General features: G+C 71.6%; 21 protein-coding genes. 7 read left to right on the forward strand and 14 right to left on the reverse strand.

The genetic code is table 11. The annotated features are described in order from the left end of the window. Positions 1 to 110: 110 nt before the first annotated feature. On the reverse strand, positions 111 to 944 hold the full coding sequence (locus ASF41_RS17825; protein WP_056495506.1) for a 3-keto-5-aminohexanoate cleavage protein: 834 nt from the start codon (positions 942 to 944) through the stop codon (positions 111 to 113). A gap of 141 nt (positions 945 to 1,085) precedes the next feature. On the opposite strand from ASF41_RS17825, the gene aroQ reads away from it, so the two are divergent. Beyond that, positions 1,086 to 1,529, forward strand: coding sequence for a type II 3-dehydroquinate dehydratase (gene aroQ, locus ASF41_RS17830; RefSeq protein WP_056350260.1), 444 nt, complete (start codon positions 1,086 to 1,088; stop codon positions 1,527 to 1,529). 3 nt (positions 1,530 to 1,532) lie between these two features. On the opposite strand, the gene ASF41_RS17835 is transcribed toward aroQ, so the two are convergent. The 3 genes from ASF41_RS17835 to ASF41_RS17845 all read right to left on the reverse strand — a co-directional run bounded on the left by ASF41_RS17835 (position 1,533) and on the right by ASF41_RS17845 (position 4,476). Further along, a complete protein-coding gene (locus tag ASF41_RS17835) occupies positions 1,533 to 2,525 on the reverse strand; it encodes a DUF808 domain-containing protein (RefSeq protein ID WP_056273968.1) in 993 nt (330 codons plus the stop codon). 155 nt (positions 2,526 to 2,680) lie between these two features. Continuing rightward, the gene (gene ssb / locus ASF41_RS17840; protein WP_056380272.1) at positions 2,681 to 3,253 is read right to left on the reverse strand and encodes a single-stranded DNA-binding protein; all 573 of its coding nucleotides are present in this window, start codon (positions 3,251 to 3,253) and stop codon (positions 2,681 to 2,683) included. A gap of 206 nt (positions 3,254 to 3,459) precedes the next feature. Then, entirely contained in the window at positions 3,460 to 4,476 is a 1,017-nt protein-coding gene (locus tag ASF41_RS17845; RefSeq protein ID WP_056495509.1) for an NADP-dependent oxidoreductase, read from the reverse strand. 190 nt (positions 4,477 to 4,666) lie between these two features. Between ASF41_RS17845 and ASF41_RS17850 the strand changes: the two genes are divergently transcribed. Beyond that, positions 4,667 to 5,065 carry a DUF4174 domain-containing protein gene (locus ASF41_RS17850; RefSeq protein ID WP_056495512.1) on the forward strand — a complete coding sequence of 133 codons (399 nt, stop codon included), beginning with the start codon at positions 4,667 to 4,669 and terminating at the stop codon, positions 5,063 to 5,065. A 73-nt stretch (positions 5,066 to 5,138) separates the two neighbouring features. Here ASF41_RS17850 and ASF41_RS17855 read toward each other — a convergent pair whose 3' ends face one another. Both ASF41_RS17855 and ASF41_RS25145 read right to left on the reverse strand, forming a co-directional pair. Further along, a complete protein-coding gene (locus ASF41_RS17855; RefSeq protein ID WP_056350251.1) occupies positions 5,139 to 5,651 on the reverse strand; it encodes a hypothetical protein in 513 nt (170 codons plus the stop codon). Positions 5,652 to 5,718: 67 nt separating this feature from the next. Continuing rightward, positions 5,719 to 5,892 (reverse strand): hypothetical protein, encoded by a 174-nt coding sequence (locus ASF41_RS25145; RefSeq protein WP_156394304.1) that lies wholly within the window; start codon positions 5,890 to 5,892, stop codon positions 5,719 to 5,721. On the opposite strand from ASF41_RS25145, the gene ASF41_RS17860 reads away from it, so the two are divergent. Continuing rightward, a complete protein-coding gene (locus ASF41_RS17860; RefSeq protein ID WP_056496024.1) occupies positions 5,891 to 6,697 on the forward strand; it encodes a phosphodiester glycosidase family protein in 807 nt (268 codons plus the stop codon). The genes ASF41_RS25145 and ASF41_RS17860 overlap by 2 nt on opposite strands. 114 nt (positions 6,698 to 6,811) lie before the next feature. Here the strand turns inward: ASF41_RS17860 and ASF41_RS17865 are convergent, their stop codons facing one another. From ASF41_RS17865 to ASF41_RS17885, 6 genes are all read right to left on the reverse strand, one after another. Next, positions 6,812 to 7,108 (reverse strand): hypothetical protein, encoded by a 297-nt coding sequence (locus tag ASF41_RS17865; protein ID WP_056221728.1) that lies wholly within the window; start codon positions 7,106 to 7,108, stop codon positions 6,812 to 6,814. 28 nt (positions 7,109 to 7,136) lie between these two features. After that, a complete protein-coding gene (locus ASF41_RS25710) occupies positions 7,137 to 7,304 on the reverse strand; it encodes a hypothetical protein (protein WP_200917522.1) in 168 nt (55 codons plus the stop codon). 81 nt (positions 7,305 to 7,385) lie between these two features. Further along, the gene (locus ASF41_RS17870; RefSeq protein ID WP_056221724.1) at positions 7,386 to 7,745 is read right to left on the reverse strand and encodes a hypothetical protein; all 360 of its coding nucleotides are present in this window, start codon (positions 7,743 to 7,745) and stop codon (positions 7,386 to 7,388) included. A gap of 86 nt (positions 7,746 to 7,831) precedes the next feature. After that, the gene (locus tag ASF41_RS17875) at positions 7,832 to 8,950 is read right to left on the reverse strand and encodes an NADH:flavin oxidoreductase/NADH oxidase (RefSeq protein WP_056273953.1); all 1,119 of its coding nucleotides are present in this window, start codon (positions 8,948 to 8,950) and stop codon (positions 7,832 to 7,834) included. A gap of 72 nt (positions 8,951 to 9,022) precedes the next feature. Then, entirely contained in the window at positions 9,023 to 10,963 is a 1,941-nt protein-coding gene (locus ASF41_RS17880) for a propionyl-CoA synthetase (protein ID WP_056350246.1), read from the reverse strand. A 353-nt stretch (positions 10,964 to 11,316) separates the two neighbouring features. Next, positions 11,317 to 11,499 carry a YdcH family protein gene (locus ASF41_RS17885; RefSeq protein WP_056221710.1) on the reverse strand — a complete coding sequence of 61 codons (183 nt, stop codon included), beginning with the start codon at positions 11,497 to 11,499 and terminating at the stop codon, positions 11,317 to 11,319. Between the two features lie 194 nt (positions 11,500 to 11,693). Here ASF41_RS17885 and ASF41_RS17890 point away from each other — a divergent pair, with 194 nt between their 5' ends. The 4 genes from ASF41_RS17890 (at position 11,694) to ASF41_RS17905 (ending at position 14,851) form a co-directional block, all read left to right on the forward strand. Next, entirely contained in the window at positions 11,694 to 11,912 is a 219-nt protein-coding gene (locus tag ASF41_RS17890; protein WP_056221707.1) for a YdcH family protein, read from the forward strand. Between the two features lie 137 nt (positions 11,913 to 12,049). Beyond that, entirely contained in the window at positions 12,050 to 12,547 is a 498-nt protein-coding gene (purE, locus tag ASF41_RS17895) for a 5-(carboxyamino)imidazole ribonucleotide mutase (protein WP_056221704.1), read from the forward strand. Between the two features lie 47 nt (positions 12,548 to 12,594). Then, positions 12,595 to 13,704 carry a 5-(carboxyamino)imidazole ribonucleotide synthase gene (locus ASF41_RS17900; RefSeq protein ID WP_082504660.1) on the forward strand — a complete coding sequence of 370 codons (1,110 nt, stop codon included), beginning with the start codon at positions 12,595 to 12,597 and terminating at the stop codon, positions 13,702 to 13,704. Between the two features lie 271 nt (positions 13,705 to 13,975). Further along, on the forward strand, positions 13,976 to 14,851 hold the full coding sequence (locus ASF41_RS17905) for a tetratricopeptide repeat protein (protein WP_056495516.1): 876 nt from the start codon (positions 13,976 to 13,978) through the stop codon (positions 14,849 to 14,851). 58 nt (positions 14,852 to 14,909) lie between these two features. Here the strand turns inward: ASF41_RS17905 and ASF41_RS17910 are convergent, their stop codons facing one another. Both ASF41_RS17910 and ASF41_RS17915 read right to left on the reverse strand, forming a co-directional pair. Further along, on the reverse strand, positions 14,910 to 15,683 hold the full coding sequence (locus tag ASF41_RS17910) for an SGNH/GDSL hydrolase family protein (RefSeq protein WP_056495519.1): 774 nt from the start codon (positions 15,681 to 15,683) through the stop codon (positions 14,910 to 14,912). A 76-nt stretch (positions 15,684 to 15,759) separates the two neighbouring features. Next, positions 15,760 to 17,427: a methyl-accepting chemotaxis protein gene (locus ASF41_RS17915; RefSeq protein WP_056495521.1), complete on the reverse strand. Its 1,668-nt coding sequence runs from the start codon at positions 17,425 to 17,427 to the stop codon at positions 15,760 to 15,762. Positions 17,428 to 17,560 lie beyond the last annotated feature (133 nt).

A 17,560-nucleotide genomic window follows, 5' to 3' on the forward strand; every position in this document is an offset into this window, starting at 1 on the left:
CCGAACGAGTTCGGGCTCATAACCTGAAGGTCACAGGTTCAAATCCTGTCCCCGCAACCAAACTCAACAAAAAGCCCGCCCCGGTGAAATCCAGGGCGGGCTTTCGACGTTCACGCCTGCCCCAGGCCCAGGAAGGCGCGGGCCTCCGCCGGCGTGGCAACCCGACGGCCGTGCCGCCGTACGGTCTCCGCCGCCAGGGCGACGAGTTCGGCATTTCCGCTGGCGAGGCGCTCCCGGGTGATCCGGATGTTGTCCTCGAGGCCGGTCCGCACGGCATGCACCCCGCGGGCGAGCGCCCAATCCATCACCTTCGCCTGATGCCGCCCGATCCCGGCCGCCGTCCAGGTCGCCCGGGGCAGGATGCGGCGCATCTCGCCGAGCATGAGGTCGAGGAGGTGCGGGTCCGCCGGCATGGCGTCTTTCACGCCCATGACGAACTGGACGTGCGGGCGATCATCGATCAGCCCGGCCTCCACGAGACGCAGGGCGCCGTGAAGATGCGACAGGTCGAAGATCTCGATCTCGGGACGCACGCCGAACCGCTTCATCTGACCCGCGAGGTCCGTCACGAGGGTCGTGGGGTTCTCGTAGACGATGGTCGGAAAGTTCACCGACCCCGTGGAGAGCGAGGCCATGTCGGGACGATGCGACAGGGACAGGCCCCGGCTCGCCGGGTCGCGCCCCCGCCCGCCCGTGGAGAACTGGACCACAATACCCGGGCAGGCCCGGCGCAAGCCTTCCTGGACGGCGGCAAAGCGATCGGGATCCGAGGACGGCGTCTCGTCGTCGTTGCGCACATGGATATGCGCGAGGGTGGCCCCGGCGGCGTAGGCGGCCTGTGTCGAGGCGATCTGCTCCGCCACCGTGACCGGCAGCGCCGGGTTGTCGGATTTGCGGGGCACCGAGCCGGTGATCGCGACGGCGATGACGACGGGCTCGTTCATGAAACGTCCTCCTGTGCGGATGCGGCGATGGGCGCCCCTCCCCGCCCGGCATGGCCCGCGCGGGCGGAGACCGCAAGCGCACCGCGCCGAGCGCGACAGGACCCTTTCCGGGCCCGTCCACCCGCCTTAAGACTGGCGTCCATGCACGACACGATCCTGATCCTGAACGGCCCGAACCTCAACCTTCTCGGCCAGCGCGAACCCCACATCTACGGGCACGAGACGCTGGCGGATGTGGAAGCCCGGTGTCGAACCCTGGCCGCCGGCTTCGGCCTCGCGGTCGCCTGTCACCAGAGCAATGCCGAGCACCAGCTCATCGACTGGATCCAGGCCTACCGGGTGGGCTCGGCCGGGATCGTGATCAATCCGGGTGCCTACACGCACACCTCGATCGCGATCCTCGATGCCCTGAACGCCTGCGAGGTGCCGATCATCGAGTGCCACATCTCGAACGTGCATCGGCGCGAGGCCTTCCGCCAGCACTCCTACGTCTCACTCGCCGCGACCGCCGTGATGGCGGGCTTCGGCACCCATGGCTACGAACTCGCGGTTCGGCACATCGCCCACCTGCGCGGTGCCTCCTAGATTTCAGGCGGCCCGGGTCCGCAGCCGGGCCAGGCTGTTCCAGGCCGGTGCCAGGAGGAAGCTCGTCACCGGGATCAGGGCCGCGCCGACTACGAGACCGACGAGGCCGGAGCCCGCCGCGGTGACGAGCCACTCGACCGTCCCGGCGAGGGGACCGGCGACGCCCGCCGCCCCGGCCGCCACGGCGTGGATGGCGTGGCCGATCTGGGGCAGGCCGTAGCCCTCGAGGCCGTGTACCAGGATGCCGCCGCCGACCCAGATCATCGCGGCGGTGCCGACGATGGCCAGGATCTTGAGAAAGCCCGGCATGCCCTTGACCAGGGCGCGGCCGAGGCCGCGCACGAGGCTGCCGAAGGCCGAGCGCGACCCGTTGGCGGCCATCGCGACCCCGGCATCGTCCGCCTTCACGATCAGGGCGACGCCGCCATAGACCGCGACGGTGATCCCCACCGCCACCACGGCGAGGACCGCCGCGCGCATCCAGATCGAGCCCTCGGGCAGGGCCGCGAGGGTGATGGCCATGATCTCGGCCGAGAGGATGAAGTCCGTCTTGATCGCGCTGGAGACCTTCCGATCCTCCAGGGCCTGGGCATCGCCGGCCGCTTCGTCGCGCTTCGCCGCGTGGGCATGGGCCTTGTGCGGGAACAGCGCCTCGTAGACCTTCTCGGTGCCCTCGTAGCAGAGATAGGCCCCCCCGAGCATCAGCAGGGGCGTGATCGCCCAGGGCGCGAAGGCGCCGAGCGCCAGGGCGGCGGGCAGCAGGAACAGCAGCTTGTTGCGCAGGGAGCCCAGCGCGATGCGGCCGACGATGGGCAATTCGCGCTCGGCGGCGAAGCCCACCACGTAGCGGGGCGTCACGGCGGCATCGTCGATGACGACGCCGGCCGCCTTCACGCCGGCGCGGCCCGCCTGGGCGGCGACATCGTCGAGGGAGGCCGCCGCCACCTTGGCGAGACCCGCGACGTCATCGAGAAGCGCGATCAGTCCGATGCTCACGGGAACCCCTGCCTAGCCGGCCACAGTCCCCGCGCCGGATGGCGCGGCGAGCTTGGCCTTTACAGGAGACGAACGAGGCGGCGATTTGATCCCGGAGCCGCGCCGATGACCGTCGGGACCTGGCGTCCCGCGCGATCAACGACGCGGGGTCGACCCTAGAACGGAATGTCGTCGTCGAGGTCGAAGTTCGGCTTCGAGCCGCCGCCACCGCCACCCGAGGCGGGCCGGCGCTCGCCGCCGCCCGAGGGGCGACCGCCGCCGTAATCCCCGCCGCGGTCGCCGCCGCGTCCGCCACCACCGCCGCCGCCGCCGAAATCGCCGCCACGGCTGATCTGACCGCCGCTCTCCTCGTCCATGCCCATTTCACCGCCGCCACTGCGGCCGTCGAGAAGGGTCAGTTCGCCCCGGAAGCGCTGGAGCACCACCTCGGTGGTGTACTTCTCGACGCCGGACTGGTCCGCCCATTTGCGGGTCTGGAGCTGACCCTCGATGTAGACCTTCGAGCCCTTGCGCAGGTACTGCTCCGCCACGCGGGCGAGGTTCTCGTTGTAGATCACCACCGAGTGCCACTCGGTCTTCTCCTTGCGTTCGCCCGACATCTTGTCCTTCCAGGACTCCGATGTGGCGATGCGCAGGTTGACCACGGGATCACCGGAGGCGAGGCGCCGTGTCTCGGGGTCGCGCCCGAGATTGCCCACCAGGATCACCTTGTTCACGCTGCCGGCCATGCCGCTCTCTCCTACCGATCGATCTCACTGCGCGCTGCGGCCCCGAACGACCGGGTCGCCGCCCTGTCATGGGCCTCTCGGGCCCCGGCGGCAATCGCGGTCGGCGGGCTGTCCCCGAGACTCTCAGGGAATCGGGGGGATCTGTATGTTCTATTTTTGTTCTGTTTAGGGGGCAGGGCGCCTCGGAAGCGCGCCTTGCCCTTCGCTCAGCGGATGCGGACGATGAGCTTGCCGAAATTCCGACCCTGCAGCAGGCCCGCGAAGGCCTCCGGCGCGTTCTCCAGCCCGTCGACGATGTCCTCGCGATGGACCACGAGGCCGTCGCGCAGCCAGCCCCCGACTTCCTCCAGGAACGCCGTTTCCTGCGCGGCGAAGTCCCAGACGATGAAGCCCTGGAGGTGCAGGCGCTTCGACAGGATCGCGCGCATCAGCACCGGCACCCGGTCGGGGCCGGGCGGCAGCTCGGTGGCGTTGTAGCCCGAGACCAGGCCGCAGACCGGGATGCGGGCGAAGTTGTTCAGGAGCGGCAGCACCGCGTCGAACACCGCGCCGCCGACATTCTCGAAATAGACGTCGATGCCGTCGGGGCAGGCGGCGGCCAGCGCGTCGGGGAAGTTCTCGGCGCGGTGGTCGATGGCCGCGTCGAAGCCGAGGGTGTCGCGCAGGAAGGCGCATTTCTCGGGGCCGCCCGCGATGCCCACCGCCCGCGCGCCCCTGCGCTTGGCGATCTGCCCGACGAGGGAGCCCACCGGCCCGGTGGCCGCGGCCACCACCACGGTTTCGCCGGCCTTGGGCTTGCCGATGTTGAGGAGCCCCGTATAGGCCGTCATGCCGGGCATGCCGAGGATGCCCAGGGCGGTGGTGACGGGGGCGGCGTCCGGATCGAGGCGGCGCAGGCCACGGCCGTCGGAGACGGCGAAGTCCTGCCAGCCGCCGAAGCCCACCACCGTCTCGCCGACGCGGTAGTCGGGGTGCTGGGACTCGATCACCTCCGCAACGGTGGCGCCCACCATGGTATCGCCGATCGCCACCGGCTCGGCGTAGGATTTCGCCGCGCTCATGCGTCCGCGCATGTAGGGGTCGAGGGAGAGCCAGCGGTTGGCGAGCAGCACTTCGCCCGCCTTCGCCACCGGCATCCGCGCCTCCTCGAGCCGAAAATGCGAGGCGTTCGGCTCACCGTGCGGACGGGCGGCGAGGACGATGCGGCGATTCACGTGGGTCATGGGGCGGCTCCAGGGTTTTCGCGATGGGGTTCGCGAGAGGCGACGGGCGCGCCGTGGACGCGCCCGTCGGGAGATCTCCCGACAGATGGGACGGCGGCAGCCGATGACAATTCCGTGCAGGTCGGGCGACGGGTCCGGCGGCCCCTCCGCGCGTTGTCCCGGAACGGCGACGGGCACGGGAGACATCGGGATGGCGCGCGGATGGCGAACGATCGGGGCGATGCTGCTCGGCGTCACGGCGGCCCAGGCGGCGGAGAACCCGCTGGCGCGCGAGCGCTGGACGTCCCGGGTTCTGGTGATCTCCGCGCCCGAGCCCGGCGATCCCCGGGTCACGGCCCAGCGTGCCGCGCTCGAGACAGCCCGAGCCGGCATGATGGAGCGCGATCTCGTGATCCGCGAGGCGTTCGGCGACACGAGCGAGGCACGGCGCCTGCGGGCGGTCCTCGGGCTCCCCGCGGACGGGTTTCGCGTGGTGCTGGTGGGCAAGGACGGCGAGGCCAAGCGGACCGCGACGGCGCCGATCCCGGCGGACGCGCTGTTCGAGACCATCGACGCGATGCCGATGCGCCGGGAGGAGAGGCGTCGCTGAGGCGCGGACCAGCGGCCAACGAAAAGGGGCCGCACGCGGCGGCCCCTCGAAAAACGCCGATCAGGCGATCCGATCAGTAGCAGCGCTCGACCAGCACCCGGCGGTAGCCGTAGGGGGTCCAGCGCACGCGCGGGACCGTGTAGCAGCCGCCGCCGTAGCCGTAATCGTAGGCGCCGTAGCCCACCGGGGCGTAGCCGTAGCCGTAGCCCGGGCCGTAGCCTCCGTAGAGACCTCCCGCCGCCAGGCCGAGGCCGACGCCGAGACCCAGGCCGCCGAGCCCGTAGCCGTAGCCGCGCCCGTAGCCGCGCCCGTAATATCCGCCGCGGTAGCCACCGAAGCCACCGCGATAGCCGCCGAAGCCGCCGCGATAGCCGAAGCCGGCATGGCGGAAGCCGCCGCCGCCGAAGCCACCCCGGAATCCACCGCCACCGAAGCCGCCCCGGAAGCCGCCGCCTCCGAATCCGCCGCCGTGGAAGCCGCCACCGTGGAAACCGCCGCCACCGAACCCGCCGCGCGCTTCCGCGGTGGCGGGAATCATCGCGAGCGCGCCGATCATGGCCGCCGAGGCCAGAACAACTCGTTTCATCACATCGTCTCCGAAAGAAGCCGAAACGTCCCCTTGGACGCACAAACGCGGTGGCACCCGGAAGGGTTCATGCGCGTTTCGACTCTCCCGTCATCGTGAAGCGCGCCGAGCCCTGCCCGGCCCCGGTGGTCGCCCCGGACATCGGGCCGCCCTTGAAATCGCCCGGGGTTTCGGGCGAGGAAGCGGGGCCGGCCGCCACGATCCTCCGGCGGGCGCGGTCGAGGGGGATGCGGGTGACCATGGTGCAGGATGTCGTGCGGGCTCGCGTTCGGATACGCCGTTTCCCGGTCCCCGCCCTTCTGCGCGCCGCCCTCCTGAGCGCCGCCTGCCTCGCCCTCGGCGGTCCGGCCAGGGCCGCGCCGGCGGCCGCCCCTGTCCCGGCGCCCTGCCGGGCCGTCCAGGCGGAGGGCGAGGCCTACACCGTCTGCACGGTCGACCTGCGCCGCGAGCGGGTGCGGCTGTTCTGGCTCGGGGCCGATGGCCTGCCCTATTCCTCGCTCTCGACCCTGGCGGAGAAGCAGGGGGCGTCCCTGCGCTTTGCCATGAATGCCGGCATGTACGACAAGGGCCAGGCCCCGGTCGGGCTCTACATCGAGGACGGGCGCGAGCTGAAGGGCGTTTCCACCGCCAACGGGCCGGGCAACTTTCACCTGAAGCCGAACGGCATCTTCTGGGTGAAGGGCGAGCGTGCCGGCGTGATGGAGACGGGCCGCTACCTGCGCAGCGCCCCGAAGCCGGATTTCGCCACGCAGTCGGGGCCGATGCTCGTCGTGGACGGGCATATCCACCCCAAGATCTCCGCGGACGGCCCGAGCCAGAAGATCCGCAACGGGGTCGGGGTCCGCGACGACGGCCGCACCGCCGTGTTCGCGATCTCGGAGCGGCCGGTGAGCTTCGGCGCCTTCGCGCGCCTGTACAAGGACACCCTCGGCTGCCGCAACGCGCTCTTCCTCGACGGCAGCGTGTCGAGCCTCTACGCCCCGTCGATGAACCGCTCGGACCTCAGCCGCCCCCTCGGCCCGATGGTCGGGGCGGTGGCGCGCTGAGGGACCGCACAGACCCAATCCGTCCGATCCCTTCGGGATGGCGGATCGGGGCTTCGCTCGAGCGCCGCGCAGGCCTGCCGATCCGGGCGCCGCTTCGATCGAGCGGAGCCGATATCAGGCATCGTCCTCGCGGCCGAAGACCTCGCCCTCCTCCGCCAGCCGCGCATCGGCCTCGTCGCTGCGGAGGATCTGCAGGGCGCGGTACTGCTGGAGCAGGCCGCGCAGGCGGATGTTGGCCTCGGTGCAGTCGGCGGGCTCCGGGCTGTCCGCCCCGCAGCCCGCGATGGTCTCGGCCGTCTGCCGGTCCACGGCGGCGCGGTCGGCCGCGCTCAGGGCTTCGAGGTCGCCGAGGCCGAGTTCCAGCGCGATCAGCTCGGCGATCTCGCGCCGCTTCTCCTCGATCTCGGACATGTTCCCTCCGGGTCCGGTGCCGCCCCGTCTACAGAACGGTCAGCGCCGCCAGGTCGATCCAGGCTTGCCTCTCGTCGCCGTCGACGTCGCCGTCGACGAACCAGCGGCAGAGCGCCCGGTCCCCTTCCAGGGCCACCACCGTCATGGTGGCCTCGTTGTCCTCGGATGCGACGTAGTCGCCGACCTTGATCGCCACGGACTGCCTCTTCGCCTCGCTGCTGCTGAACCTGACGCGGGCTGGCCTGGGTCTCAGGCGCGCTTCGCGCAAGCCCGGGTCTCAGGCGCGTTTCGCGCGCTTGCCGAACGCCACGGACAGGCGGGCGCGTACGCCCTCCGGGATCTCCGTGCGGGACTCGATGCGGACGGACGGCATCTCGGCCCCGATGGTGCTGCGCGGGTCGAAAGCGAACTGCAGGTGGCGCAGGCCGAGTTCGAGCCGGGTGACGCCGTCCGACTGGGTCAGGTCCTCGCCGAAGACCTCGATCAGCGGCCCGTCGGGATCGCCCTTCTCGATTTGAATGATGAAGTAGCCCGCCGGCTCCTCCTCGTCGTCGGCCCCCGAGATCAGGGTGATGCCGTTCTCGATGTCGAGGCGGACTCGTTCCACCGCGAAGGTCGTGACGTCGTCGTCGTCCATGCTGCGTGATCTCTCGGGAAACGCCCGCTTCGGCGGGGTGACTGAAGGAAAGCGGTCGGGGCCTTTGAGGTTTCGCGGGGGCCCGCTCAGCGCTGTCCGTGCTGGGTATCGGTGAAGAGGTCCTTGAACTGGCGCGGCTGCGAACGCCAGTACTGCCGCGGCGCGCGCACCTGCGCGCCGAGTTCGGCCGCCGCGTGCCAGGGCCAGCGCGGGTTGTAGAGCAGGGCGCGCGCCAGGGAGACCGCGTCGGCCCGGCCCTCGGCCAGGATCGATTCCGCGTGGGCGGCCTCGGTGATGAGCCCAACCGCGATGGTGGTGAGGCCGGTCTCGGTCTTGATCCGCTCGGCGAACGGAACCTGGTAGCCGGCCGAGAGCGGGATCTTCTGCTGCGTGGAGAGGCCCCCGGTGGAGACGTGGATCGCGGCCGCACCCCGGCGCTTCAAGGCGTGGGCGAGTTCCACCGTCTCCTCAAGGGTCCAGCCCTCCTCGACCCAGTCGGTGGCCGAGACCCGCATCCAGACCGGCTTGCCCGCCGGCACGGCCTCCCGCACCGCCTCGAAGCATTCGAGCGGGAACCGCATCCGGTTGGCGAGGGGGCCGCCATACTGGTCGGTGCGCTGGTTGGAGAGCGGCGACAGGAACTGGTGCAGCAGGTAGCCGTGCGCCCCGTGAAGCTCGAAGCCTTCGATACCCAGGCGCAGGGCCCGGCGCGCGGTGGCGACGAAGCCGTCGCGGATGCGCTTCAGCCCTTCCGAATCGAGGGCGTGCGGCGCCACCTCGCCTTCCCCGTGCGCCAGGGCCGAGGGGGCTTCCGTGCGCCAGCCATCCGGTGCCTCGGGGTCGATCTGCGCGCCGCCGTCCCAGGGGGCGCGGCTGGAGGCCTTGCGGCCCGCATGGTTGATCTGGATGGCGATCGGCACCGGCGCGTAGCCTCGCACCGCGTCGAGGACGCGGCCCAGCGCCCGCTCGGTCTCGTCGGAATAGAGCCCGAGGTCGGTGGGCGAGATCCGGGCCTCCGGCGAGATCGCGGTCGCCTCCAGGGTGAGGAGCCCCGCCCCCGACATCGCCATCTGAGCGAGATGCATCAGGTGCCAGTCGCCGGCCTGGCCCGCATGGGCCGAGTACTGGCACATCGGAGCGACGATGATCCGGTTCTCGAGGGTGAGGTTGTCGAGGCGCAGGGGCTCGAACAGGCGGGCGGTCATGCGGGGCTCCGGCTTGGCTGCATCCCCGCATAGGTGGCGCGCCGGCGCGCGCTTGGCTACCCGCCCGCCCGACTACCCGGCCCCGATCCCCCGGTCCTTCAGGCTGGCGCCGATCTCGTCGAGCACGCCGGCATCGTCGATGGTCGGCGGGGTGGTCCAGGGCTCGCCGTCGGCGATGCGCTTCATGGTCCCGCGCAGGATCTTGCCCGAGCGGGTCTTGGGCAGCCGCTGCACGGTGAGCGCCAGCTTGAAGGCCGCGACGGGGCCGATCTGTGCGCGGACCAGGGCCACGAGCTCGCCCTCGATCGCCTGGGTCGGGCGCGCGACGCCCGATTTCAGCACGACGAAGCCGCAGGGCTGCTCGCCCTTCAGGGCGTCGCGGATGCCGATCACCGCGCATTCGGCCACGTCCGGGTGGCTCGCCAGTACCGCCTCCATGCCGCCGGTGGAGAGCCGGTGCCCGGCGACGTTGATGATGTCGTCGGTGCGGCCGAGCACCGTGACGTAGCCGTCGGCATCGACGATGCCGGCATCCGAGGTGTCGTACCAGCCCGGATACGTGGCGAGGTAGCTCGCGCGGAAGCGTGCCTCCGAGCCCCAGAGGGTCGGCAGACAGCCCGGCGGCAGGGGTAGCCGCAGGACGATGGTGCCCATCGTGCCGGCGGGCACCGGCTTGCCGGCCTCGTCCAGCACCGCGAGGTCGTAGCCCGGCATCGGCACGCCGGCGCTGCCGTGCTTGACCGGCAGCCGGCCGAGGCCGACGGGATTGCCCGCGATGGCCCAGCCGGTCTCGGTCTGCCACCAGTGGTCGATCACCGGGCGGCCGAGGGCGCGCTCGGCCCAGGCCACGGAATCGGGGTCGGCCCGCTCGCCGGCCAGGAACAGGGAGCGGAAGCCCGAGAGGTCGTAGGCGCCCACCCGCTCGGCGCGCGGGTCCTCCTTCTTGATCGCCCGCAGCGCCGTCGGGGCCGTGAACAGGCAGGCGGCGCCGGACTCCGAAACCACCCGCCAGAGGGCTCCGGCATCGGGCGTGCCCACCGGCTTGCCCTCGTACAGCACCGTGGTGCAGCCGTGCAGGAGGGGCGCGTAGACGATGTAGGAATGGCCCACCACCCAGCCGATGTCGGAGGCGCAGAAGTAGGTCTCGCCCGGCGCCACGGCGTAGAGGTTGGGCATCGACCAGGCCAGCGCCACGCAGTACCCGCCGGTGTCCCGCACCACGCCCTTGGGTTTTCCCGTCGTGCCGGAGGTGTAGAGGATGTAGAGCGGGTCGGTGGCCGCCACGTCCACGCAGGCCGCCCGCCGGCCGTCGGTCTCCGCCCGTGCCACCGTATCGGCCCAGTCGTGGTCGCGCCCCGGCACGAGGTCGGCCGCCGCCTGCGGGCGCTGCAGGATCAGGCAGGCCGCCGGCTTGTGCGCCGAGGCGGCGAGGGCGGCGTCGAGGAGCGGCTTGTAGGCGACGACGCGGCTCGGCTCGATGCCGCAGGAGGCGGCGAGCACCACCTTCGGTGCGGCGTCCTCGATGCGGATCGCCAGTTCGTTGGCGGCGAAGCCGCCGAAGACCACGGAATGGACGGCGCCGAGGCGGGCGCAGGCGAGCATGCCGAACAGGGCCTCGGGCACCATCGGCATGTAGATCACGACGCGGTCGCCCCGGCCGACCCCGAGGTCGCGGAGCACCCCGGCGAGCACGGCCACCGCATCGCGCAGGTCCGCGTAGGTGATTCGGCGCTGGGTGCCGGTGACGGGCGAATCGTACAGGATCGCGGCCTGGTCGCCGCGCCCGGCCGTGACGTGCCGGTCCACGGCGTTGTGGCAGGCGTTCAGGGTCGCGTCGGGAAACCAGCGGCCATAGGCGCCGAGCGTCGCGTCGAAGGCCCGGGTCGGCGGGCTCGCCCAGTCGATCGCCCGGGCCGCCTCGAGCCAGAAGGCCTCCGGGTCGGCCAGCGAGGCGGCGTGGGTCTCGGCATAGCGGCCGGGCCGCGGATTCGGGGCGTGGGGCGTGGCGTCCATGGCGTGTCCTCGCGGAACCGGTCGTGCTGCCGGTTTCTCGGCACTCTACCGGAATTTACGCCGCCGGACTGCTGCGCCATCCTGCCGAACGGATCGAGGCGCAGGCTTTTGCTTCCGCGCTTCGCGAGACGAAGCCGGCGGACTTGAAAACCGCCGCCCCGGGGACCGGCGGCGCGAAGCCGGTGGACACGAAAACCGCCGCCCTGGGGACCAGCGGCGCGAAGCCGGCGGACACGAAAACCGCCGCCCTGGGGACCAGCGGCGCGAAGACACCGGACACGAAAACCGCCGCCCTGGGGACCAGCGGCGGCGGCGAACGCTCGAGAGATGAGGCGGTGGGGGTGAGACGGCCGCTAATGCAGCTGGTCGGTTTCGCTTCGCAGGCGGTTCATCTCGTCCTTGAGGTGGAGCTTGCGTCTCTTGAGCTCTGCGATGCGCAGGTCGTTCGCCGAGGGTCGGATGGTGGCGTCGTGGATCTCCCGCTCGAGGGCTTCGTGCTTGCGGGCGAGCTGGGTCAGGTGCGTCTGCAGTGACATGAGCTGTGTCTCCTGTCTCGTTTCGACGGGGCCAGACTGGCATATGATCAGCCGGCTGTCGAAGCCTATCGACGGCTCGGCTTGACGGATGTTTGTGCAGGCGGATGGTTGTGCAGGAGGCGCGGCGGGTTCTTGCCCAGGCCGAGCGGCTGTCGCATGGTCTGCGGCGAAAGCGTCCCGGGGCATCAGGTGCGATGGCGGTCCAGTTCGATAACGATGCGTCGGTGGAACCCGCCGACGAGTTGGCGCGGCTGAAGCAGGAACACCGCGACCTCGACGGCGCGATCGATGCCCTCGAGGTCGGGGTGGTGGCCGACCAGCTGCAGATCCAGCGCCTGAAGAAGCGCAAGCTCTTCCTGCGCGACCGGATCTCGTATCTCGAGGACCAGATCACCCCCGACATCATCGCCTGACCGGGCCCCCGGCGGGCGGGTGTCCGGGCGGGTGCCGCCTTGCGGGCACGCCACCGCTTTTGTATTCGGCGTTCCCAAGGGCCGCGTCGCGTCGCACGGCCCGTCTTACCACCTGATCGCGAAGGGATCTGACGACCATGGCGGGAGCCTCCCCGGTCGCGATCATCATGGGCAGCCAGTCGGACTGGGCGACCATGCGGCATGCCGCCGAGACGCTGGATGCGCTCGGCGTCGCCCATGACGACCGCATCGTCTCGGCCCATCGCACGCCCGACCGCCTCGTCGCCTTCGCCAAGGGCGCCAAGGCCGAAGGATTCCAGGTGGTGATCGCGGGCGCCGGCGGCGCGGCCCACCTGCCGGGCATGACCGCGGCGATGACCCCCCTTCCCGTCCTCGGCGTGCCGGTGGAATCGAAGGCCTTGTCGGGACAGGACAGCCTGCTCTCCATCGTGCAGATGCCCGCCGGCATCCCGGTGGGCACCCTGGCGATCGGCCGGGCGGGCGCCGTCAACGCGGCGCTGCTCGCCGCCGCCATCCTCGCCCTCACCGATGCGGGCCTCGCCGCGCGTCTCGAAGCCTGGCGCGCCGCACAGACCGCGAGCGTCGCCGAAACCCCGCAGAGCGACCAGCCGTAAACTCCCATCTGCCGTGAACCGGAACCTGCCTTGAAAAGCGAATCGCCGTGACCGCCCTCCCCGACATCCGCCCCGGCGCGACCCTCGGCATCGTGGGCGGCGGCCAGCTCGGCCGCATGATCGCCCTCGCGGCCGCCGGTTACGGCCTGCGGGTCCACGTCTTCGCGCCCGATGCCGACAGCCCGGCCTTCGACGTCTCGGCCGAGGCCACCATCGCGGCCTACGACGACGTCGCGGCCCTGGCGCGCTTCGCAGCGAGCGTCGACGTGGTCACCTACGAGTTCGAGAACATCCCGGCGCAGGCCGCCGAGGCCCTGGCCGCGAAGGCGCCGTTGCACCCGAACGCCGCAGCACTCGCCACGACCCAGGACCGGCTGACCGAGAAGCGCTTCATCAACGACCTCGGCATCGAGACCGCGCCGTTCCGGGCCGTCGACACGGCCGAGGACCTGACCCGGGCGCTCGAAGAGATCGGCCGCCCGGCGGTGCTGAAGACCCGCCGCTTCGGCTATGACGGCAAGGGCCAGCGCATGATCCGGGCCGAGGGGCCGGTCGACGCCGCCGCCATCCTGGCCGAGTTCAACGGCGCGCCCTGCATCCTGGAAGGCTTCGTGCCGTTCGAGGCGGAGGTGTCGGTGGTGGCCGCCCGCGGCGCCGACGGGGCCTTCGCGGCCTACGACCCCTGCGCCAACGAGCACCGCGACCACATCCTCGCCGTCACCCGCGTGCCCGCCCCCGGCATCGCGCCGCAGACCGAGGCCGCCGCCATCGGCATCGCCCGCCGCATCGCCGAGGCGCTGGACTATGTCGGCGTGCTCGCCGTCGAGATGTTCCTAGTGCCCCAGGCGGACGGCCCGGCCCGGGTCGTGGTCAACGAGATCGCCCCGCGGGTCCACAATTCCGGCCACTGGACCATCGAGGGCGCGACGACCTCGCAGTTCGCCCAGCACGTCCGGGCGGTCTGCGGCTGGCCGCTCGGCGATTCGGCCCGGGTCGGCGGCATGGCGGTGGAGATGCACAACCTGATCGGCGGCGACGTGGACGACTGGGCCGCGATCCTCGCCCGGCCGGGGAGCCAGCTCCACCTCTACGGCAAGGGCGAGGCCCGGCCGGGCCGCAAGATGGGCCACGTCACCCAGTTGCTGCCGAAACCCTGAGACGCCGCCCGAACCGCGGCCCGATTGCGACACCCACCCGGCAACCGACGGTCCCGCCGGCCGTTTGGAGCCGTTTCGTGCAGGCGCGCGCGGCAAGCCATACCTTCGCCACATCCGACCGCTTGAGCGGAACCCGTCGCCGACTTTAAGCGCGCATTCACCGCGATGCGGGAGGGTGCGGGCGCAACCGGCCCCGTCCATGCGGGGCTCGGCACGGGACGCAATCGAATCGAGGGCGGCGTCGCGCGCGACGCCGGGGGGAGCGAGGACCATGACGGTTTTGAAGCTGCGGGCATCGAAGGCGGGGCTGATCGGAGCCACGGCGCTCGCGGCGGTCGCGCTGGCCGGTTGCGAGACCTATGGCGGCGGCGCCACCGCGACGCGCCAGTTCGCCGTGCTCGAATCCGACCAGACGGGCGCCACCACGGTCAACATCACCTCGCTCACCGACGTGATCCAGCGCAATCCCAACGACGCGGCGGCCTACGTCACCCGCGGCGCGGCCTATGCCCGGGCCGGCCAGTTCAACGACGCCATCGGGGACTTCACCAAGGCGGTGCAGATCGACCCGAATTCGGCCTCGGCCTACAACAACCGCGCGCTCGCCAACCGCCAGATCGGCCGCAACGACGCCGCGCTGCAGGACTTCTCGAAGTCGATCTCGGCCGATCCGAACTACGCCCCGGCCTATATCGGCCGCGCCAACGTGCTGCGCGCCCAGGGCGACCTCGAGGGCGCCACCACCGACCTCAACCAGGCGATCCGCCTCGCGCCGGAATCGGCCGAGGCCTACCACGCGCGCGGCCTCGTCCGGCAGAAACAGGGGCAGAACACCCAGGCCATCGCGGATTTCGACGCCGCCATCGACCGCAATCCCTTCGTGGCGGCGCCCTATGCGGCGCGCGGCCAGAGCCTGATCGCCACCAACCAGTACGACAAGGCGATCGAGGACTACAACGCGGCGCTCAACGTCAACAACAAGGACGCCACCTCCTGGGCCTATCGCGGCCTCGCCTACGAGAAGTCCAACCGCAGGAAGGAGGCGGTGGAGAGCTACCAGCGCGCCGCGCAGATCGAGCCCGGCAACCCGGTGGCCAAGCAGGGTCTCGGCCGCGTCCAGGGCGGCGTCGGCTCGCTGTTCAACTGACGGACCCCGCGCGGGGGTTCGTCCGCGCCTCCGCAGGCTTCGTGACCCCGCCGGCCGCTCAGTCCGGCGGCGCTCCGTCCCGCAGCGCGCGCAGGTGCGTCTCGAGCCCGGCCGCCAGAATGTCGTAGTCGCGCAGGTGCACGCCGTCCGGCGGCACCGCCCGGGTGGTCAGGCCCGGTGGACCGTCACGCAGGTCCGCGAAGGGGTCGAAGACCCGGCAGCCCTGCCGCGCGCACAGATCACGCAGGAGCGCCGTGTAGCCGGCCACCGCCGCCGGATCGCGCTCCGCCCCGGCCTCCGGCCCGATCGGCGGCACGGCCGCCACCAGCACCCGATCCGCATTCGCCGCCAGCCACGTCACGATGCGGCCCGTCGCCGCCGCGAACCCGCCCGCCATGCGCGCCGACAGGGGGTCGGCCCGCCGCAGGATGTCGTTCGTGCCGACGAACAGCACCGCGACTCCGGCCCGGACGGGGAAGGCCAGTCCGTCGATCGCGCCGGCATAGCGGCGGGCCGAGGTGCCGCCGATCCCGCCATTCACCACGTCCGGCCGCCGCGCCATGGCGGCTCCGAGAAGCTCGGCCTGCGAGTTGCCCGCCAGGAACACGAAGCCCGGCCGCGCCGCCGCGAGCGCCGCCCGGATCGCCGGCAGACGCGCGGCGAGGTGGGCCTCGGCGATCTGGCGATCGTGCCGAACCGCGTCCGGCGGCGCGAGGATCCCGCCGGCCCCCAGCCCCACAATTCCGAGCGCCGCCGCTCCGACGCCCCCGGCGAGCAGGCCGCGCCGGGTCCACGGCCCGGATCGCGGGCGGTCGTCGTCGGAGCCGCTCATCCGTTCCCCCGATGCCGGCCCCGGCTTTCGGGGCGTCCGGCATCAGCCCCGAAAGCCGGCCGTTGGGCAAGCCCGCTCAGGCGGCCTGGACGGTGGCGAGGAAGCCCGAGACCTCGGCGCTCAGCTGTTCGGACTGGCGCGCGAGTTCAGAGGCGGCGGCCAGGACCTGGGACGAGGCCGCCCCGGTCTCGCCGGCGGCCTGGGTCACGCTGCCGATGCTGACGGTCACCGACTGCGTGCCCTGGGCGGCCTGGGTCACGTTGCGGACGATCTCCTGGGTGGCCGCTCCCTGCTCCTCCATGGCCGCCGCGACGCCGACCGCGATGCTGCGCAGCTCGGCGATGGTCGCGCCGATGGTCCGGATCGACGTGACCGCCTGGCGGGTCTCGCCCTGGATCGTGGTGATCTGGTCCGAGATGGTCGCCGTGGCGCGCGCGGTCTGGGAGGCCAGCTCCTTGACCTCGCCCGCGACCACCGCGAACCCCCGGCCCGCCTCGCCGGCGCGGGCCGCCTCGATGGTGGCGTTGAGCGCCAGCAGGTTGGTCTGGGCCGCGATCCCCGAGATCAGGCCCACCACCGTGCCGATCCGCTCGGCCCCCTCGGCGAGGCCGAGGATGATCGTGTCCGTGGCCGCCGCGTTCTCGGAGGCCCGCTCGGCCATCGCCGCCGAGCGGGCGACCTGGGCGGCGATCTCGCCGATGGAGGCGGCCATCTCCTCGCTCGCGGCCGCCACGGTCTGGACATTGGCCGAGGTCTGCTCGGCGGCCGAGGCGACGCTCAGGGATTGCCCGGCCGTCTGGTCGGCGGTGCGGCTCATCGCCCGCGCCGTGGCCTCCATTTCGGTGGCGGCGGAGGACAGGCCGTGGGTCAGGCGTGCGACCTGCGCCTGGAACCCCCGCGTGGCGGCATCCAGGATCTCGGCCCGGCGCATCTTGGCGGCGCTCTCGATCGCGGCGGCGGCGTCGGCGTCGCGCTTGGCGATCATGGCGTCCTTGAAGACCTGGACGGCCCGGGCCATCGCGCCGATCTCGTCCCGGCGGTGCGCGCCCGCCACCTCGGTCATGACGTCGCCGCCGGCCAGCTTGGCCATGGTGTCGGTCATGCCGCCGAGCGGGCGCACGACCAGGGCCAGCACGGTGTAGAGCCCGAAGCCGATGGCGGCGGCGGCCAGGGCGACCAGGGCCAGGAGCGCCAGGCGCGACCAGCCCGAATGGGTCTCGGCCCGGTCGAACTCGGCCTGCGCCTCCCGGACCTGCAGGGCGGTGAGCTGGCTCAGGACGACGTTGGCCTCCTCCATGCCCTTCACCAGAGCCGCGTGGGTCGCGTCGAAGTCGGGGGTGCCGCCGGCGGCGAGGCGACGGAGGATGTCGGCCGCGACCGCGGCGTTGTGGTCGATGCGCCGCTGCATCTCGGCGGCGATCTCCTTCTCCTCCGGGGTCAGGTAGGTCGCCAGGTAGGCCGACCACTGGGTCTGGATGTTGCCCAGATCCGCCTCGATCTTCGCGGTCGCCCGGCCGGCTTCCCCTTGCCGGTTCCGAAGCGCGCGCGACGTCGCCAGCAGGTCGTCGTAGGCATCACGGATCAGGCTGAACTGCCGCAGCGGGACGATGCGGTCGCCGAAGACGGAATTGAAGCTCCGATGATTTTCCGACAGGGCGAAGGTGCCGATCCCCGTGGAGAGGAGCAGGAGAAAGCCCATCACGCCGAGCAGCGTGACCAAGCGGCCTTTGATGGTGGTGCGCATGCGGTGATCTGCCGGATGGGAGAGTCGGGTGTCCGATCTCCCATCGGTTCGGCGGGAGGCTCGGGATTTCTGCACCGAGCTTCTCCGGCGAAGTGATGAAAGGTCGCTTTATTTCCAATCCGAATGCTTTGGC

The sequence above is a fragment of the Methylobacterium sp. Leaf111 genome, from assembly GCF_001423285.1.
GTDB lineage: Bacteria > Pseudomonadota > Alphaproteobacteria > Rhizobiales > Beijerinckiaceae > Methylobacterium.

Bases quoted from the DNA above. Each gene is read 5' to 3' on its own strand.
- ASF41_RS17825 (WP_056495506.1), bottom strand. From the start codon at position 944: ATGAACGAGCCCGTCGTCATCGCCGTCGCGATCACCGGCTCGGTGCCC.
- aroQ (WP_056350260.1), top strand. From the start codon at position 1,086: ATGCACGACACGATCCTGATCCTGAACGGCCCGAACCTCAACCTTCTC.
- ssb (WP_056380272.1), bottom strand. From the start codon at position 3,253: ATGGCCGGCAGCGTGAACAAGGTGATCCTGGTGGGCAATCTCGGGCGC.
- ASF41_RS17845 (WP_056495509.1), bottom strand. From the start codon at position 4,476: ATGACCCACGTGAATCGCCGCATCGTCCTCGCCGCCCGTCCGCACGGT.
- ASF41_RS17850 (WP_056495512.1), top strand. From the start codon at position 4,667: ATGGCGCGCGGATGGCGAACGATCGGGGCGATGCTGCTCGGCGTCACG.
- ASF41_RS17855 (WP_056350251.1), bottom strand. From the start codon at position 5,651: ATGAAACGAGTTGTTCTGGCCTCGGCGGCCATGATCGGCGCGCTCGCG.
- ASF41_RS17860 (WP_056496024.1), top strand. From the start codon at position 5,891: ATGGTGCAGGATGTCGTGCGGGCTCGCGTTCGGATACGCCGTTTCCCG.
- ASF41_RS25145 (WP_156394304.1), bottom strand. From the start codon at position 5,892: ATGGTCACCCGCATCCCCCTCGACCGCGCCCGCCGGAGGATCGTGGCG.
- ASF41_RS17865 (WP_056221728.1), bottom strand. From the start codon at position 7,108: ATGTCCGAGATCGAGGAGAAGCGGCGCGAGATCGCCGAGCTGATCGCG.
- ASF41_RS17870 (WP_056221724.1), bottom strand. From the start codon at position 7,745: ATGGACGACGACGACGTCACGACCTTCGCGGTGGAACGAGTCCGCCTC.
- ASF41_RS17875 (WP_056273953.1), bottom strand. From the start codon at position 8,950: ATGACCGCCCGCCTGTTCGAGCCCCTGCGCCTCGACAACCTCACCCTC.
- ASF41_RS17880 (WP_056350246.1), bottom strand. From the start codon at position 10,963: ATGGACGCCACGCCCCACGCCCCGAATCCGCGGCCCGGCCGCTATGCC.
- ASF41_RS17885 (WP_056221710.1), bottom strand. From the start codon at position 11,499: ATGTCACTGCAGACGCACCTGACCCAGCTCGCCCGCAAGCACGAAGCC.
- ASF41_RS17890 (WP_056221707.1), top strand. From the start codon at position 11,694: ATGGCGGTCCAGTTCGATAACGATGCGTCGGTGGAACCCGCCGACGAG.
- purE (WP_056221704.1), top strand. From the start codon at position 12,050: ATGGCGGGAGCCTCCCCGGTCGCGATCATCATGGGCAGCCAGTCGGAC.
- ASF41_RS17905 (WP_056495516.1), top strand. From the start codon at position 13,976: ATGACGGTTTTGAAGCTGCGGGCATCGAAGGCGGGGCTGATCGGAGCC.
- ASF41_RS17910 (WP_056495519.1), bottom strand. From the start codon at position 15,683: ATGAGCGGCTCCGACGACGACCGCCCGCGATCCGGGCCGTGGACCCGG.
- ASF41_RS17915 (WP_056495521.1), bottom strand. From the start codon at position 17,427: ATGCGCACCACCATCAAAGGCCGCTTGGTCACGCTGCTCGGCGTGATG.